General features: G+C 71.6%; 16 protein-coding genes and 1 pseudogene. 10 read left to right on the top strand and 7 right to left on the bottom strand.

Going from position 1 to position 16,394, the window contains the following annotated elements:
• Positions 1-159 (top strand): IS3 family transposase (locus tag ABT154_RS33980; RefSeq protein ID WP_502969583.1); only part of this gene is annotated, 159 nt, incomplete at its 5' end.
• Between the two features lie 34 nt (positions 160-193).
• Positions 194-628: pseudogene (locus tag ABT154_RS25150) on the top strand (CBS domain-containing protein); the annotation flags it as partial.
• A 178-nt stretch (positions 629-806) separates the two neighbouring features.
• Here ABT154_RS25150 and ppsA read toward each other — a convergent pair.
• The 5 genes from ppsA to ABT154_RS25125 form a co-directional block, all read right to left on the bottom strand.
• The gene (gene ppsA / locus ABT154_RS25145; protein WP_502969582.1) at positions 807-3,236 is read right to left on the bottom strand and encodes a phosphoenolpyruvate synthase; all 2,430 of its coding nucleotides are present in this window, start codon (positions 3,234-3,236) and stop codon (positions 807-809) included.
• A 217-nt stretch (positions 3,237-3,453) separates the two neighbouring features.
• On the bottom strand, positions 3,454-4,374 hold the full coding sequence (locus tag ABT154_RS25140; RefSeq protein WP_351859246.1) for a universal stress protein: 921 nt from the start codon (positions 4,372-4,374) through the stop codon (positions 3,454-3,456).
• Positions 4,371-5,288 carry a universal stress protein gene (locus ABT154_RS25135; protein ID WP_351859244.1) on the bottom strand — a complete coding sequence of 306 codons (918 nt, stop codon included), beginning with the start codon at positions 5,286-5,288 and terminating at the stop codon, positions 4,371-4,373. The genes ABT154_RS25140 and ABT154_RS25135 overlap by 4 nt, the downstream gene beginning before the upstream one ends.
• Positions 5,289-5,757: 469 nt before the next feature.
• A complete protein-coding gene (locus tag ABT154_RS33975; protein WP_502969581.1) occupies positions 5,758-6,012 on the bottom strand; it encodes a helix-turn-helix domain-containing protein in 255 nt (84 codons plus the stop codon).
• The gene (locus tag ABT154_RS25125; RefSeq protein ID WP_351859242.1) at positions 6,012-6,911 is read right to left on the bottom strand and encodes a universal stress protein; all 900 of its coding nucleotides are present in this window, start codon (positions 6,909-6,911) and stop codon (positions 6,012-6,014) included. The genes ABT154_RS33975 and ABT154_RS25125 overlap by 1 nt, the downstream gene beginning before the upstream one ends.
• Before the next feature lie 592 nt (positions 6,912-7,503).
• On the opposite strand from ABT154_RS25125, the gene ABT154_RS25120 reads away from it, so the two are divergent.
• The 3 genes from ABT154_RS25120 (at position 7,504) to ABT154_RS25110 (ending at position 10,960) form a co-directional block, all read left to right on the top strand.
• Entirely contained in the window at positions 7,504-7,926 is a 423-nt protein-coding gene (locus ABT154_RS25120) for an avidin/streptavidin family protein (protein ID WP_351859240.1), read from the top strand.
• 1,219 nt (positions 7,927-9,145) lie between these two features.
• Positions 9,146-10,291: a CapA family protein gene (locus tag ABT154_RS25115; RefSeq protein ID WP_351859238.1), complete on the top strand. Its 1,146-nt coding sequence runs from the start codon at positions 9,146-9,148 to the stop codon at positions 10,289-10,291.
• 369 nt (positions 10,292-10,660) lie between these two features.
• Positions 10,661-10,960: a hypothetical protein gene (locus ABT154_RS25110; protein ID WP_351859236.1), complete on the top strand. Its 300-nt coding sequence runs from the start codon at positions 10,661-10,663 to the stop codon at positions 10,958-10,960.
• Between the two features lie 24 nt (positions 10,961-10,984).
• Here the strand turns inward: ABT154_RS25110 and ABT154_RS25105 are convergent, their stop codons facing one another.
• Positions 10,985-11,374: a hypothetical protein gene (locus ABT154_RS25105; RefSeq protein ID WP_351859234.1), complete on the bottom strand. Its 390-nt coding sequence runs from the start codon at positions 11,372-11,374 to the stop codon at positions 10,985-10,987.
• Between the two features lie 609 nt (positions 11,375-11,983).
• Between ABT154_RS25105 and ABT154_RS25100 the strand changes: the two genes are divergently transcribed.
• From ABT154_RS25100 to ABT154_RS25080, 5 genes are all read left to right on the top strand, one after another.
• Positions 11,984-12,133, top strand: coding sequence for a hypothetical protein (locus ABT154_RS25100; RefSeq protein ID WP_351859232.1), 150 nt, complete (start codon positions 11,984-11,986; stop codon positions 12,131-12,133).
• A 3-nt stretch (positions 12,134-12,136) separates the two neighbouring features.
• Positions 12,137-12,955 (top strand): aminoglycoside phosphotransferase, encoded by an 819-nt coding sequence (locus ABT154_RS25095; protein WP_351859230.1) that lies wholly within the window; start codon positions 12,137-12,139, stop codon positions 12,953-12,955.
• 322 nt (positions 12,956-13,277) lie between these two features.
• Complete coding sequence (locus tag ABT154_RS25090; RefSeq protein WP_351859228.1) at positions 13,278-13,535, top strand: hypothetical protein; 258 nt, start codon at positions 13,278-13,280, stop codon at positions 13,533-13,535.
• Positions 13,536-14,015: 480 nt separating this feature from the next.
• Positions 14,016-14,864 (top strand): IS630 family transposase, encoded by an 849-nt coding sequence (locus ABT154_RS25085; RefSeq protein WP_502969580.1) that lies wholly within the window; start codon positions 14,016-14,018, stop codon positions 14,862-14,864.
• A 50-nt stretch (positions 14,865-14,914) separates the two neighbouring features.
• Positions 14,915-15,097, top strand: coding sequence for a DUF8839 family protein (locus ABT154_RS25080; protein WP_351859227.1), 183 nt, complete (start codon positions 14,915-14,917; stop codon positions 15,095-15,097).
• A gap of 203 nt (positions 15,098-15,300) precedes the next feature.
• On the opposite strand, the gene ABT154_RS25075 is transcribed toward ABT154_RS25080, so the two are convergent.
• Complete coding sequence (locus tag ABT154_RS25075) at positions 15,301-16,344, bottom strand: ROK family protein (RefSeq protein WP_351859225.1); 1,044 nt, start codon at positions 16,342-16,344, stop codon at positions 15,301-15,303.
• Positions 16,345-16,394: the final 50 nt, after the last annotated feature.

The raw sequence follows: 16,394 nt of genomic DNA, 5'->3' as shown, positions 1-16,394 counted from the left end.
GGCACCCGGACCTGGCCCGACCGGGCCACCGCCCGCGCCGAGGTCTTCAACTTCATCGAGACCTTCTACAACCGCCGGCGCCTGCGCAAGCACAAGATCTTCGGCTACCTCACCCCAGCTGAGACCAGGCAGCGGCAACAGCACGCCCTCGCCGCATAACCGTCGAGTGTCCAAGATCACGGGGAAACTTCACTCCGAGCGTGACCTCGTCCGCCGTCAGGCGAACGGCGGCGGGGGGGACAGCGCCGGCGAACTCATGTCGAGTCCCGCCGTGGTGGCCCGGCCGGAGTGGAGCGTGGTGCGCGCGGCCCGGGTCATGGACCGGCAGAGCATCAAACGCCTGCCGGTCGTGGACGAGGAGGGAGTGGTCCTGGGCGTGCTGAGCCGCAGAGACCTCATCCAGCTGTTCCTGCGGCGCGATCGTGCGATCCAGGAGGAGATCGTCGAGGACCTCCTCACCCGCACCCTGCGCCTGGCCCCTTCCGCGGTGAACGTCGAGGTCGTCGACGGCGTGGTGACCCTCAGCGGCGTTCTGCCGCGCCGCGGTCTGACGCCGGTGGTCATGCGGCTGTGCGGCAGTGTGGACGGCGTCGTGGGTGTCGTCGACCGGCTGCGGTACGACGACTGAGGTCGGCGACGGCGGGGCGGCACCGCTGGACGCACCGGCGAGGACGTCGCTGTGGCGCACCGTCACGTATGGCCACGCCACGTATGGCCACGACACCACCAGTCGGTGGCGTGGCGCGTACGAGGCCGCCGCAGACGTCGCTGAGCGGGAACGCCGACCGGGACGCTGCGGGTCCCGGTCACGGGGGATCTCCGTACGACGTGGTCGCGACGGCGTCGTCGAGGGCGGACTCCGCCTCCGCCACGGTCCGTTTCACGGTGGGGAAACTGTCGGGCGCCACCGAGATCGAGTCCAGTCGGGCGCGAACCAGGAGCGCGGTGAAGGCGGGGTCGTCGCTGGGGCGCTGGCCGCACAGGCCGACCGTACGGTCGGCCGCGTGTGCCCGGGCGGCGAGGACCCCGATGCTGCGGACGACGGCGGGGTCCCGCTCGTCGAAGACATCGGCGAGGGCCTCGGAGTCGCGGTCGATGCCGAGGGTGAGCTGGGTGAGGTCGTTGCTGCCGATGGAGAAGCCGTCGAAGCGTTCCGCGAACTCCTCGGCGAGGATGATGTTGGCCGGTATCTCGGCCATGACGTAGACGCGGAGCCCGTTCTCACCGCGTACCAGCCCTTCCTCGGCCATCACGCCGAGCACCTGGTCGGCCTCGCCGAGGGTGCGGCAGAACGGGATCATGACGACGACGTTGGTCAGGCCCATCTCGTCGCGGACCCGGCGCAGTGCCCGGCATTCGAGGGCGAATCCCTCGCGGTAGCCCGGGCTGTAGTACCGGCTCGCGCCGCGCCAGCCGATCATCGGGTTGGCCTCGTCGGGTTCGAAGGGGCGCCCGCCGAGGAGCTTGGCGTACTCGTTGGTCTTGAAGTCGCTGGTGCGCACGATGACGGGGGCGGGCCAGCGGGAAGCGGCGATCCTGGCGATGCCGTGGGCGAGCCGGTCGACGAAGTACCGCCCCGGGTCCGGGTAACCCTCGGTGAGCCGGTCGACGAGCCGCCGGTCGTGGGGGTCGAGCCGTTCCGGGTGGAGCAGGGCCATGGGGTGGACCTTCACCTGGTGGGCGACGATGAACTCGAGCCGGGCGAGCCCGACGCCGTCGGCGGGCAGCCGCCACCAGCGGAAGGCGGCCGAGGGGTCGGCCAGGTTGAGCATGACCCGGGTACGGGTGGCCGACAGTTCGGCGAGGTCGGTCGAGGTCTCCTCGTACGGCAGCAGCCCCTCGAAGACCCTGCCGCGCTCGCCCTCGGCGCACGAGACGGTGACCGGCGCGCCGTCACGCAGCAGCCGCGTGCCGTCGCCGGTGCCCACGACGGCGGGGACGCCGAGTTCACGGCTGACGATGGCGGCGTGCGAGGTGCGGCCGCCGTGGTCGGTGACGATCGCGGACGCCCGCTTCATCACCGGTTCCCAGTCGGGGTCGGTGACGGTGGTGACGAGGACGCCGCCCTGCGGAAAGCGGTCCAGGTCGACCGGCGCGTCGAGGGCGACGACGGGTCCGCGGCCGATCGCCTCGCCCACGGCGATCCCCTCGACGAGAGACGGGGGCACGGGGGTGGCGGTCAGGCGGCAGCGGCGCAGGGTCGTGGCGCGGCGGCGAGACTGCACGGTCTCGGGGCGGGCCTGGACGATCCACAGTTCGCCGGTGCGCCCGTCCTTGGCCCATTCGAGGTCCATGGGGCAGCCGTAGTGCTCCTCGACGGCCAGGGCCCACCGGGCGAGGGTGCGGACCTCGTCGTCATCGAGCACCCGCCGACCGCGTTCGCCGTCGGGGGTGTCGACGGTGCGGGTGAGACCGCTGTCGGCGTACACGGTCTTCAGACGCTTGGTCCCGATCCGTACGTCGATCACGGGGTCGAGCGCCGGATCCTTCAGGCTCGGCTTGAAGACCGTGTACTCGTCCGGGTCGACCTGCCCGCTGACGACCGTCTCCCCCAGGCCCCAGGCCGCGCTGACCACGACGACCTGCGGGAAGCCGCTCTCGGGGTCGAGGGTGAAGGCGACGCCGGCGCCGGCCAGGTCGGAGCGGACCATGAGCTGGACGCCGACCGAGAGGGCGACGGTGAGGTGGTCGTAGCCCATGCGCTCGCGGTAGTCGATGGCCCGGTCGGTGAAGAGCGAGGCGTAGCAGCGACGGCACGCGTCCAGGAGCGGGTCGGCGCCCCGCACGTTGAGGTACGTCTCCTGCTGGCCGGCGAAGCTCGCCTCGGGCAGGTCCTCGGCGGTGGCGCTGGAGCGCACCGCCACGTCGGGATCCGTCCGGCCGCACTCCTCGGCCAGCCGCCGGTAGGCTCCGACGATCTCGTCCCGCAGGGGCTCGGGCAGGGGCTCGGCGAGGAGAAGGGAACGGATACCGGAACCGACCTCTTCGAGCGGTGCGCCGTCGTGAAGGCGTCCGATCTGCGCCTCGATCGCCTCGCGCAGCCCATGGCCGGCGAGCAGCTCCCGGTACGCCTCGGCGGTGGTGGCGAAGCCCGGTGGTACACGGACACCCGCCGCACCGAGCCGCGTGGTCAGCTCCCCCAGGGAGGCGTTCTTGCCGCCGACCCGGCCGACATCCTTCCGGCCGAGCGCGGTGAACGGCACGACCCTGGACTCCAGGTCCCTGATGGCGCTCACGATGTCCTCCACGGCTCGGGCCGGGTCTCAGTACGGGAGCGGGCGGCCGGACGGCGTCCGCAGGTCAAGGAGGCTGGGCCGACGGGGCGGCTGGGGCCGGCGGCTGATCCGGATGTGCTGCATCGTCCTCACCTCTCCGGGGCCCGGACCGCGGTCCGAGGGGCTGTCGTCCTCCCACCCTCCCCCTCGGAAGGGGGCCACCCCAGTGCCGAGGGGATCAACCGGTAGGGGCCGGACGGTCCGTGCGCGGCCGGGCCCGGTCGGCCCCGTGTGCGGTGCCGACGGTCCCTTTCGCCCGGGGCGGTGGGACGGTGACGACCGGGCAGGCCGCTCCGTGCAGAAGCCCGTGGACAGTGGAGCCGAGCCGCACGGCGGAGTCGTCGCCATGGCCCCTTCGGCCGACGACGAGCGCCAGGGCTTCCCGGGAGACGCGGGTGAGCTCCTCGACGGGGTGGCCGCGCACGATCTCCTGCTCGATGTCGACGTCCGGGTACCGCTCGGCCCAGCCCGCCACCGACTCGGCGAGCAACCGACTGCGTTCGTACAGACCCTGGGCGACGTCGTCGTGGGAGAGCAGAGGGCGGGACCAGACCCAGAGGGCGCGCAGGCGTGCCTCGCGCAGGCTCGCCTCCGACACGGCCAAGCCGACGGCCGCCCGGCAGTTGCTGCTGCCGTCCACGCCGACTACGATGAACGGCGGGTGGACGGCGGCGCGCTCCGGTTCGCTGATCACGACGACGGGGCATTCGGCACGCAGGGTGAGCGGGACGACCACGGAACCCTCACTGAGGAGCTCGGCGACCCGGCCCAGGTGCCGTGAGCCGACCACGGCCAGATCGGCGTGCGGCGTCCTGGCCACAAGAACCTCCGCTGGGGTCCCGTCGACCAGCTCCGCCTGGGTCGGCAGCCCGGGGCGCAGCTCGCGGACCAGGTCCTCGGCGTTGGCGAGCGCCGACTCGGCCCGGAGTCGCAGAGCGCTCAGACGACCACCCACGTCGTAACCCAGCCAGTCGTGGACCGGGGGCACGGCGACGACGAGACGCAGCCGCAGTCCGCGGCGTACTGCTTCGTCGGCGGCCCAGACGAGCGCGGGGATCGACGGATCGCGCGGATCGACTCCATGCACGATCTCGTTCACCGCTCCTGCTCCTCCCGGCGTTCCCAGGCTGTGAAGTCGGACGGGACGATCTGCACGGGGCAGTGGGCGTGGTGCAGAACGACGTGGGCGACCCGTCCGAGGGCAGGTGCCACGCCCAGGGCACGGTGCTCGGTGCCCATGACGAGAAGGTCCGTGTGGGCGCTGGCGTCGACGAGGATGCCCGGGGTGCTGGTGCCCGTCTCGACGTGGTGGCTGACAGTCAGGCCCGGGTGGGAGTGCCGGACGAGATCGGCGATCTCCCTCACCTCCTGGACCCGTGTCAGGGCGATCTCGTCCAGGTCGTCGAGCATGGTCGCGACGCTGCCGACGTGGGTGAGCACGTTCCACACGCTCAGCAGCCTCAGCGAGGCCTTGCGCGCCTCGGCCTCGGCCGCCGCGACGCGCAGCCAGCTGAGGTCGGAGGCCCCGTGCACGGCCGCGGTGACGGTACCGATCTCCGGCCGGTCGCCATGGTCGCGCACGACGATCACCGGAACGGTGGCGCGGGCGGCGACGCCCAGTCCGACCGAGCCCAGCATCAGCGCGGCGAATCCGCCGAGGCCCCGGTTTCCCACGACGATCGTGCCCCGGCGGCCGGCGGTCGCGCTGAGGGCGGCGACCGGCTCCAGCTTGCTGAGTTCCTTGACCACGGTCAGATCGGGGTGCTCCTTCTCGACCGCAGCGGCCGTCTCGTCGAGCAGGTCACGGCCGGCCTCCCGGATCGCTTGAAGCGTCTCCGCACGGACGAACACAGCGCGCCGGTCGGTATCGGCGGCATGCACGAGGTACAGGGACTGGCCGCGCCGCGCCGCCTCGTCGGCGGCCCACAGGGCGGCCGTCCGGGCGGACGGGGAACCGTCGACCCCCACAATGACGGTGCCGAGCTCCGGGTGGACGGGAAAGTCGCTGCTCATCGCTCCTCCTCGGCAGTACGTCCCAAGGTCGGGGATACGCCCGCCCCCAGGTGCGGCACCTTCCACGCTGGCACCACTCCGGTACACCCGCGACCGGGCTCCGGGCCCTTCGGTCTCTTTCGAGCCCTCCCAGCCCCCTCCGCACGGAACAGCCAGGACGCCCCCGCGGGAAGGCCCGCCATGGCAGCCCAGGTCGTCATCGGTCTTGACGGCTCGCTGGCATCTCCGCGGCGGACCGGGCCGCACAGACCACGGTCCTGCGCGAGCGTCCACTCCGCCTCGGCCACGTCGACGAATGGCCGAGCAGCCCTCTCTCGCGTTCACACGGGAACCGGCGAGCGCGCGGACGGTTGCGCGGGACAGCACGACCCCGCGCGCCGCCCGCGCTCGGTCACACGCCCGGCCCCCATGGCCAGGCACCGGCGCCCGACCGCGCCGGGCCATCTACGCCGGGCCGTCCGAATGCCCCTCACCCCCCGGGAGCGCCCTCGACGACGATGCGCCGCCCGGTGACACGGCGCGGGGCCAGACCGACCACGTGGACGAGGCCTTCAGCCATGAAGGCGATGCCCGGGGTGGCCACCCGCTCCTCCAGGTACTGGATGTAGCTCGGTGCCGAACCTGCGCGTTCGGCCACCTCGTCCCTGGTCAGGCCGAGAGCCTCACGCCGGGCGGCGACCCGGCGGCCGATGTCGCCGCGAGCGTGCGGAGTGGCGCCGGTCATCACCGTTCACCCCCGGTCGGAGCGCGGTGGCGCTGCGGGACGACGGCGACCGGGCAGGCGGCGTGGTGCAGGGCCCGGTGGGCGACCCGGCCCAGCTCCATGCCGAGGTGGCCCTCGCGGCGCCGTGCTCCGACGACCAGCAGGTCGGCCGCCGTCGACCGCGCGACGAGCGTCTTGTACGCGGGGCCCTCGACCGTGGTGCGCCGCAGCCGCACCCTTGGATACGCCCGGGCAGCGGCCTCCACGGCCTTGTCGAGGAGCACGGTCGCCTGCTGCTCCTCGTGGTGCGAGGCGTCACCTGTGAGCAGGGGATGGTCGACCGGTTCGTGGGACGGGCGCCTCCAGGCGCGGACGACATCCAGGTCGGCCTGCCGGAGAGCGGCCTCGCGGAAGGCGAACCGGACGGCGGGCGAGTCCACGTCGTGCTCGCCGATGCCGAGCAGGATGCTGTCGTGGCGCGCCTCCAGGGCGTGCCGGTGGCCGCGCACGACGATGACGGGACCGTGGGAACGGGCTGCCACGATGAGTCCGACGGAGCCGAGCAGGAGGTCGGCGAGTTCGCTGCGGCCCCGGGATCCGACGACGATCGCCTCGGCCGAGCGTCCTTCCCTGAGCAGAGCGCTCGCCGCGTCCTCGGCGAGGACTTCCGTCGTGATCTTCAGGCCCGGGGCGCGACGCAGGGCACGTTCGGCCGCGGTGGTGGCGATGTTCTCGGCGAGCACCTGGCCGGAAGGGCGGTTCAGGCTCCAGGCCGGTACGGAGCCTTCGTACCGCTCCCACCGCGAGGCGTGCACGATACGCAGCGGGAGTCCCAGGCGTACGGCCTCGTCGGCGGCCCAGTCCGTCGCCGTCAGACTGGCGTCGGAACCGTCCACTCCGAGCACGAGGGGCGTCTCCATGGCCCCCACCGCCTTTCGGGATGCGAGATGCCTCGCTGCCACGCTCACACGGGAAGGCGGAGGCGGGGTAGGGCCGGTCGGGCCTGGCCGTGGTCCGCCCGGACCTCATGACACGGGCACGTCGGGAGGAGGGGCCCATCCGCTTCTCGCGGATCCTGATTGCGCGATGCGCGGCCCGACGTCCGTTCCCCCGCGTCCTTCCAGGAGGACCTCTCCTCACCTTCAGGAAAGCATGCGCCGACTGCGCCCGCCAGGGCCGTCCGGGCCCCGACGGCGACGCGGACGCAGTTCTCAGCGACAGGTGCCCGGGCCTGAGTTGGCCGCACCGGTCCAGGACATCCTGAAGGCCGGGCCTCCCATGGATCCCTACGACCCGTCCCCAGCAAAGACGTGTGTCAAGGATCTCGCCGAGCTCCTGGTCAGCGGCCGCCGACAGGCCACACTCGCCGTAACCGCGTGCCCCCCGCTTCCCAGTATCGGCATGTCTGCGCCGCCTAGAACGTTCTCGGCATTACGGTCCAATCGATTGAGAGGCAGGAACCGGTGCATGTCCGGCATGACTGCTGGAGCATCGACGTGTTGGGAGAGCCCCGTGATCATCGACGGCGACTGGTACAACGAGTTCGGCTCGCGCATGCACCTGCGATCGGACCCGGTGGGAGGCATCAGCGGGACGTATCTCACGGCCGTGGGACACGCGCCCGGCACATACCTCCTCATCGGCCGCCATGGCGGGCCAACGGAGCCGGGGCACGGCATCGCTCTCGGCTGGACCATCGCCTGGCGCAACGAACACGGCGATGTGGGCTCTCTGACGAGTTGGAGCGGACAGCTCCTACCGGACCCGGAACAGCTTCTGACCACCTGGCTGCTGACCCGCTCCTCATCTCCGGCACAGGCGTGGGAATCCACAGTGATCGGACAGGATGTGTTCACCCGACAGGAGCCTGCTCGGGACGCGGTGGAGCGCGCCCTCGCCAGCGGTCGGCCTCTCTCGCACCCGAAGCCGTCCTGAGTACGTCGTGCTTCCCGCGGGGTCGCTCCTGCGCAAGGTCAGCGGGCTACCCACGGAATCCGCGCAGGTGCAATCTTGAGTCTCGGACCACCCGCAGCGGTGCCGCGGGCGTGCGGGCGCTCGCGGCGCAAAGCGCGGTTCCCTCCGTCGCGTCGAAGCGGATCAAGCGACCCGACCTGGGCGATCGACCTCAATGCCGGCGGGGCAGCGTTGATGATCGCGCTGCTGACCGACAACGGCCAGCAGGTCATCTGCATCCCCGATCGCACGGGACTGCTGCATGTGCGGAGGTGACTGCGGCACGGCACCTGGCTATCGCTTGGCCACCCGTCCACGGCCGCGTCCTCGTCCGTGACGTGGATGGTGGTGATCCCCAACTCGGCAGCCGACGGAAGGTTCTCCACATGATCGTCTGCGAATGCGCACCGCTCGACGGGCAATCCGACGTACTCCAGGCCGAGCCGGTTGGTGGTGGACGCGTGCCCTCGCCCGGCGCGGCCACGTAGCCAGGCGCAGGCGGGGAGGTGCGCACGCTGCGTGCCCTCCCCGGCCAGTCGCCCTTCCCATACGATCCGTAGCCGCTTCATCTAGCCGGAAATCCCGCTCTGCCAGGGGCGATACTCCTCCCGAAGCGGCGCCCTCTGGGGAGAATCCGGGGAGAATGAAGCCGCCCCGGGGGAGCGGCTGGGGAGAATCGACTGCGTAAATCGGCGCCACCGTGAAAGCCCCAGAAACGAGCAAAGTCGCAGGTCAGCACACCTCGCAAAGCGATCCGTGCAGGTCAGCGCACCGAGGGCGACGATTTCAAGAAGATCTCCTCGGGGTAGCGGGCTCCAGTCCCTCTGGCATGGGGCCTCATGGTCGTCTCCGTCAAACCCACTCGCGCCCCAGCCGAGAAGGGACACGCAGACCCGCACCACGTCCTACTCACCGTCACCGTCCTACTTGCGCCTACAACCCCGAATGAAGCGCCTCGCCGAGCAGAGAGAGCGGGAGGCGCGGGTTGCAGGCCGCCGCCTGGCGTGTCCACACGGCTGGGTCATGGCGGCTTCGCCGCATTGCTGACGCCGGCCGGCGGCAGCGACGTGAAACTCACCGAGTGGATCACGGCCACCCGCGTCGTCGACCTCCTCCGCCACCGTCCCCATCGAGCCCACGGCAGACCGTGGCGACGTCACGGTCCCGTGACATCCCGGTGGCAGGGTTCTAGCCTGGACGGATGCAGGGTGATCTGATCACGCTGTGCCTCGCCGGCGACGTGATGCTCGGGCGGGGTGTCGACCAGATACTTCCGCACCCCGGTGATCCCACGCTGGCGGAGACGTACGTTCGTGACGCCCGGTCCTACGTCGAGCTGGCGGAGGCCGCGAACGGCCCGATTCCCCGCCCGGTCGACTTTTCCTGGCCCTGGGGCGACACACTGCGGATCCTCGAGCGGGCCGCGCCCGACGCCGTGGTGCTCAACCTGGAGACCAGCATCACGCGGAGCAACGACTTCGCACCGGGCAAAGCGGTCCACTACCGCATGCATCCCGCCAACCTGCCCTGCCTGACCCCCGCCCGTCCCGACGTGTGCGTCCTGGCGAACAACCACGTCCTCGACTTCGGCCGCCGCGGGCTCGCGGAGACCCTCGACGCACTGGCGGGCGCCGGATTCGCCTCAGCGGGGGCAGGACGCGACGCGGAGGGGGCCCGGCGCCCGGCGAGCGTCCCCGTCGAGGGCGGTCGGCGGATCCTGGTCCACTCCTTCGGCATGCCGTCCAGCGGAATCCCGCCGAGCTGGGCCGCCACGGCCGACCGAAGCGGGATCGACTACGTGTCCGAGGCCTCGGACACCGCGGCGGCCGCGGTGGTCGCCCGGATCCGGCAGGTGCAACGACCGGGCGACATCGTCGTCGCCTCGATCCACTGGGGTTCCAACTGGGGCTACACCGTCCCCCGCGACCAGGTCCGCTTCGCGCACGCGCTCGTCGACGGCGGCGTGGACGTGGTCCACGGGCATTCCTCGCACCATCCCCGGCCGCTGGAGCTGTACCGGGGCAGGCTCATCGCCTACGGCTGCGGCGACCTGGTCAACGACTACGAGGGCATCACCGGATACGAGGACTACCGTGACGACCTGCGACTGCTCTACTTCCCCTCGCTCGAGCCCGACACCGGCAGGCTCCGCGAACTGCGCATCGTGCCCCTCCAGAGCCGGCGAATGCGGCTTCAAAGGGCATCGGCGGAAGACTGCCGATGGCTTCAGGAGATCCTGGGCCGACTCGGCCGCGGCTTTGGCTCGCGCGTCGCGTACGACCCGGACGGCACCCTCACCCTCGACGTCGACGGTCCGCCCGTCCACAAGGGCGCCCGGCCGGCATAAGCCCGCAAGGGAGGGCGGCGTACGGCTCACCACCCGACCCAGCGCAACCGCCGCCCGGGCGAACCCGGAGCAGGTGGTGTCGATGCGGTAGCGCAGATGGTCGTGGCGTTCGTCGGAATCGAGTTCCGGGGCGCAACCCCCTCGCCCTGCCGACCAAGATCCGGACCATATGCGGACCGGCCCCCGCGACCTGGCCGAGTCGCGGCCGTTTCCGCTGGTCAGCGGTCACGCGAGGCGTGTACCAGCCTCATCGGCGGCTTCACCCACCTCCCCTCGGTCGGCACCTCCCACCGCTCCCTCCAGCCCACCGACGCCACCGTCGGCTCCATATGGCTCGCCTCCCGCTCCGAAGCCCACGCCACCCGCGTCATGACCGACCTCCGCGCCGCCATCACCGCCTGCCCCCAGGGCGTCAAGACCCTCGGCCTCACCTACGGCAAGGTCGAGAACCTCCCCGCCCCCAAGCTCGGCGCCGGCTCCAACGAGGCCGTCGCCGACCAAATCACCGGCGACATCGGCAAGCAGAAGGTGCCCATGACGTACACGGTGATCCGCAGCGGCGTCGTCGCCGCCTTCTACGGCGTGAACATGCTGGGCCCCAAGCAGGCCACGATCCCGGCGCTGCTGGTCGACGCTCAGCTGAAGCGGATCGCGGACGCGAAGGACTGACGCCACGAGAAGGGGGGCTCCCGGTCAGGAGCCGGTGAAGTGGCCCTCCAGGGCCGGTCCCGTCGTTGCGACGACGACGGCTCCTTCACGGATGTCCTCGGACAGATGCGCCCGGTCCTCTTCCTGGCGGATGGTCACCGGCTGGTCCGACGAGAGGACGGTCGCCCCAAGGCGGTCGACCAGCTCGGCCAGGACGTCGAAGAACTGCCCGGCCGGGTAGCGGCTGACGGAGACGCAGACATCGCTGACGTCCAGCTTGACCTCGTAGCCTTCGGCGGTCCGGATCAACACCCCGTCCCTGAGGTCCTCTCCGGCAGTGCCGATGTACGGCGCCAGGGTGTCCCGTACGAGATCCATGTCGAGAGGCTCCGGCTCGCCGTTCCGATAGCGGAGCACGACCAGCATGCGACTCATGGTTGGGTCCTCACCGGAATCCTTCTGAAACGATCGGGGTGAGGCCTTCCGGTAAAAGCGGACTTTCGCGGGAGATGGCCGAAATCACCGCGATGCAGCCGGACATCACCAAGTGGTTCAACCGGGAAGTCTGGACGGCCGCTCTCAACGACACCAGCTACACCCACTCCTGCGCCGCAGAGACGCATGCCTGACCGCACTGGCGCCCGGAAGACCTGCAAGCGCCCGGGCATCGACCACCGGTGTACTCCATGAACTGATCATGAAAAGCGCGCCGCCCAAGCAGCCTCATGTCACATCGGACACGCCGCAGGGCTCATTCGCTAAGCGCACAGCCACTCATGCCGCCTGAGGCTTGTCCCGCGAAGGTCTTCGGGCGAGTGAGCGACCGACCGGGCTCCGCGCGGTCCGGGCCTGCCGCCGGCAGTACCGTCCGATACTCGGCTCGCCCTTCCGAGCACAGCGCGGCGCCACCGGCGCCGCCGCCGGTCTCCTGGCAGGCCAGTGGAATCCTGCGCGGGCCACTCCCGGCGCCCCGGACCGGCACCAACCGGCCATATGCGCCCAACACCAGGCGCCCGGCGGGTGCCGGCGGGTACGTTCGCCGCCATGACGATCTCTGTGCTCGATCGCCGCCCGACCCCCGGGCCCACCTCCACGCCCCCGCCAGGGCGGCCGTCCACCGGCCCGCCCACCCGGCCCGACAAGAACCCGCCGTTCCCGCCGAGCAACCCGCAGCAGCCCCCGCCCAGGCGCTGAGTCATGCGTGTCGACCGGCTCCCCTTCGACGAGCTCCCTGAGGCGACCCGGCAGGCGATCGCCGCCCGGGTCGGATTGGACTGCCCGCGTGCCGAGGTGGAGAACGGCACCAGCTCGGCACTCGCCTCCCTGTTCTGGCCCTCGGGCTCGGGCACGGAGATGGTGTTCGTCAAGGGGCTGCCGCTCGACCACGACCGGATCGGCGAATTGCAGGCGGAGGCCGCCGTCAATCCCTACCTGCCTGCCAGCGCCCCCCGGTTGCTGTGGCAGGAGGAGGCCGGCGGGTGGCTCCTGCTCGGCTTCGAAGGCGCCAACGCCAGCGCGTGGGCGTGGTTCGGCGACGACAGCGGCCATCTGGAGGCGATCGCCGCGGTCCTGGGCGAGCTGAGCCACACTCCCGCGCCTGAGGAGGTGCGGCTCACGCCATGGGAGCGGTGGGGTGAGTACTGCGACCCTGCCGACGAGATCCTCCTGACCGGGGACCGGCTCGTGCACTCCGACCCGGCCGCCTCCAACTTCATGGTCGAACGCGGTGGGCGGGTATGGATGATCGACTGGGCGTGGGCGATGCGCGGGCCCGCCTGGATCGACACCGCCCTGTGGGGGATGCGGCTCGTCCTGGACGGCAAGCAGACCCCCGAACAGGCCGCCGCCTGGACACGCACCGTCCCCGCGTTCGCCACCGCCCCCCGAGAGGCCGTCGTGATCCTCACCGAGGCAGAAGCGCGGTCCTGGGAAGCCTGGCAGGCCTACGGGATGACCGGGCTTGAGGAGACGATCCGCGCCGCCCGGGCCTGGGCCCGGTACTGGGCCACACCCTGAACCCGAACTCCGGCCGGACGCAAGGCGCCAGGTGAACGGTGAAGTGCGGATGGCCCCGAGGCCGCCTGGTTCAGCCGAAGGACACCACAGCAGCACACCTGTCTGGCGCAGCACCCCTATCGAGGTGCTCGGCCAGCAGCCCGGGGCGCAGCACGGCGGCCGCGGCGCCGTCGGTGCGGCCGTCCCGCGCGCCGCGGGACGGGGCGGGGATGGTGAGCGCCGCCCTGGCGTGGCGCTCAGAATGTCGGCCCCTGCTGGCAGACTCCCCTTCAGGCGCCGCCTGTCAGCGGCGTCGGTCCCGCGTGCGGTAGGAGTTGAGAGCATGAGCGGCAGTCCGGCGGACCTTCACGCGTGGTGCTTCGACCACGGGCGCGCCCATGTCTTCGCCGCAGGCACCACGCCCTGGTGCACCGCGGCGTGGGTGGGGTTGGTCGCGGCCTCCGCCGAGCAGGCCCTGGAGGCCAAGCAGGCCGCATACGGCGACGCGCAGTTCTTCGACCAGCTCACCTCGGACCATCAGCTGGAGGTCATCGAGATCTGCGCGTCCCGGACGGAGAAGCCGGCGGAGCCGGACCTCTGACATGGGCGGCCGTACCCCGCCAGAGCTGTGTGCCTTGCCCATAGGTGCGGGCCGGGCTCCGGGCCGCGACCGGCTCGGAACGGTAGTCCTGTCAGAGTGCCGGCCACGGGTGCTGAGGCGGTGTCCACCGTAGTGCCTCGCGGGCGACGCTCCGGCGAACTCGCGTTCGCCGGGCCTCGGCCCGCTCACGCCAGGTGAAACCTCACTACGCCGTACCCTCGCTCGACGAGACCATCTCCAGCTGGCGCATGCCCCTCGCGCACCTTCCCGGTGACGACCACGGCTTCTGAGCCCTGTCACTCTGCGGGGAAGGCGAACCCGCTGGTGATCTCGTCGACAAGACGGTGCAGCGGGGCGACGAGGTCGGGGTGTCTGAACGCCCTTAACCTTGGTTACCCCTACGGACGCTGGAGGTGGCCTTGAGGCCGCAGGATGTCCTATTGATCCGAAACGCTTTGAGTTCAGGCTCGTTGATGGTGTGTGAGTGATCTGGTGGGGGATGCGCGGGCCTGGTCGCCGGACGCGCAGGAGGCCGTGCGGTTGCTGGCGGTGTCCGCGCCGGTGGAGGGCCGGGACCGGGGAGAGGTCGCCGCCCTGTTCAAGGTGTCGGTCAAGGCCGTGGACAACTGGTGGGCGAAGTGGCAGGTGGGCGGCCGGGACGCACTGCTGTCGCGCCCGCGAGGTCGTCGTGTGGGCGAGCATCAGGTTCTCTCCGAGGCCGAGCAGGCCGCCGTCCGGCAGGCCGTCCTCGCTCACATCCCCTCCGACCTGGGGCTTTCGGGTCAGCTGTGGACGCGGAGGCAGATAGGCGAGCTGATCTTCAAGCTGTACCGGGTCCGGTTCACCGAGCCCGGGGTGGGCAAGTACCTCAAACGCTGGGGTCTGACCTTCCAGCGGCCGGACAAGCGGGCTGTCGAGCAGGATCCGGAGGCTGTCCGCGTCTGGCGCGAGGAGACCTGGCCGGCGATCCGGGCCAGGGCGAAGGCGGAAGGCGCCGAAGTCCTCTTCGGCGACCAGGTCGGGATCCGCTCGGACCAGGTCACCGGCCGCACCTGGGGCGAACAGGGACAAACTCCGGTCGTCCGCCGCACCGGGAACCGGTTCTCCGTGAACGCGATGTCCGCGATCAGCACGAAGGGCCGGACGCACTTCATGGTCTTCACCGACACCTTCGACGCACAGGTCATGTGCCGCTTCCTCGCCCGGCTCGTCGGTCACTTCGACCGGAAGGTGCACCTGATCGTGGACCGGCACCCCCTGTGGCTTGCCCGCAACACCCTGCCACGGAAACCCACGAACACACGTCCAGGCTTCTCGGCATGTGCGTGACACTTTCGGGCCGCCGTCGTTGAGTTCCGCAAGCACGAGGGGGTGCGGAGATGAGCCGTACGGTTCTCGAACGTTTCCCGGCCGGCGGCCCGCGGGGCAGCTGGCCGGCGGAGGAATTCGCCGGAGCGCGGCGGGACGAGGGAGTACCGGCCCGGGTCGTGATGGACCTGGAGTCGGACGCCTTCCTGGTGATCGTCGAGCAACGCACGACGGAGCGGCTACGGGAGGAGTGAGGCGGCCCAAGGCCTGTCGTCGAACTCCCGTCGTCGCCCGAAGGGCGGCCCCGCGGCGTCCGGAGCGTGCGTGCTCTCGGCGTGCCGGCGGAAGCCCGGACGCACTCGGGCCTTTCGCCCGGTGCGGCGAGAGTGCGTGCCAGGCGTCGTGGGGAAGGCGGGAGTTCGACGACAGGTTCTAGGAGGGCGGGTCTCCCCCGTCCCTAGGAGGGCGGGTCTCCCCCGTCCTCCGCGCGCGCCGCCGCTGCCGCGCCGAGGAGGCCGGCGTCCGTGCCCGTGACGGCCGGGACGACCGTCAGGTCCCGGACGAAGGAGAGCGTGGCGTAGGTGGCGAGGGCGCTCCGGAGCGGGGCGAAGAGGACTTCGCCCGCGCCCGCGACCCCGCCGCCGACCACCGCGATGTCGATCTCGACGAGCGCCGCCGTGGCGGCGATGCCCGCCGCCAGGGCCTGCGCCGCGCGTGCGAAGCTGGCGAGGGCGACGGGGTCGCCGGCGTGCGCGGCGGCGGCCACGGCCGCGGCGGAGACGTCGCCGTCGGGTCCCGGCCGCCAGCCGGCGTCGAGGGCGCGGCGGGCCAGGTGCGGGCCGCTGGCGACGCGTTCGACGCAGCCGCGTCCGCCGCAGGCGCAGGGGTCTCCGTCCATGTCCACCACGATGTGGCCGATGTGACCGGCGTTGCCGGTGGGGCCTGGGTGAACCCGGCCGGCGAGGACCAGACCGCCGCCGACGCCCGTGGAGACCACCAGGCACAGGGCGTTGTCATGGCCCCGGGCCGCCCCGAGCCAGTGTTCGGCGGCCGTCATGGCGACGCCGTCACCGACCAGCGTGACCGGTCGCCCGCCCGTCGCCCGGTGGACCCGCTCGACCAGCGGGAAGTCGCGCCAGCCGGGCACGTTGACCGGGCTGACGGTTCCCCGGTGCACGTCGACGGGGCCCGCGCTGCCGATACCGACGGCCCCGGCGGAGGCCCACAGGGGCGATCCGGAGAGTTCGCCCAGTACGGCCTCCACCGCTCGCATCACCGTCTCGCCGTCCCCACGCGCGGGCGTGGGCCGTCGCGCACGGAGCCGGATGCCGCCCCCGGCGTCGACCAGCGCTCCGGCGATCTTGGTGCCACCGATGTCGAGGGCGACGACGAGGCCGTCGTGGGAAGCGGGGCCGTCGACGGGAGCGAGACCGCCGTCGAGAGCGAGGCCGTCGGAAGGGAATCGGCGCTCGGCCGGGACCGTCGCGGAATCGGTCTGCATGGGCGCGGGGTTCTCCAGTCGGCGGCGGTCGGACCCGGGGGATGTCCGTC

This window comes from Streptomyces sp. NPDC001728 (genome assembly GCF_040297565.1).
GTDB lineage: Bacteria > Actinomycetota > Actinomycetes > Streptomycetales > Streptomycetaceae > Streptomyces.
Note: the sequence above shows the minus strand (reverse complement) of the source record. Positions and strands in the feature narration are given on the sequence as shown.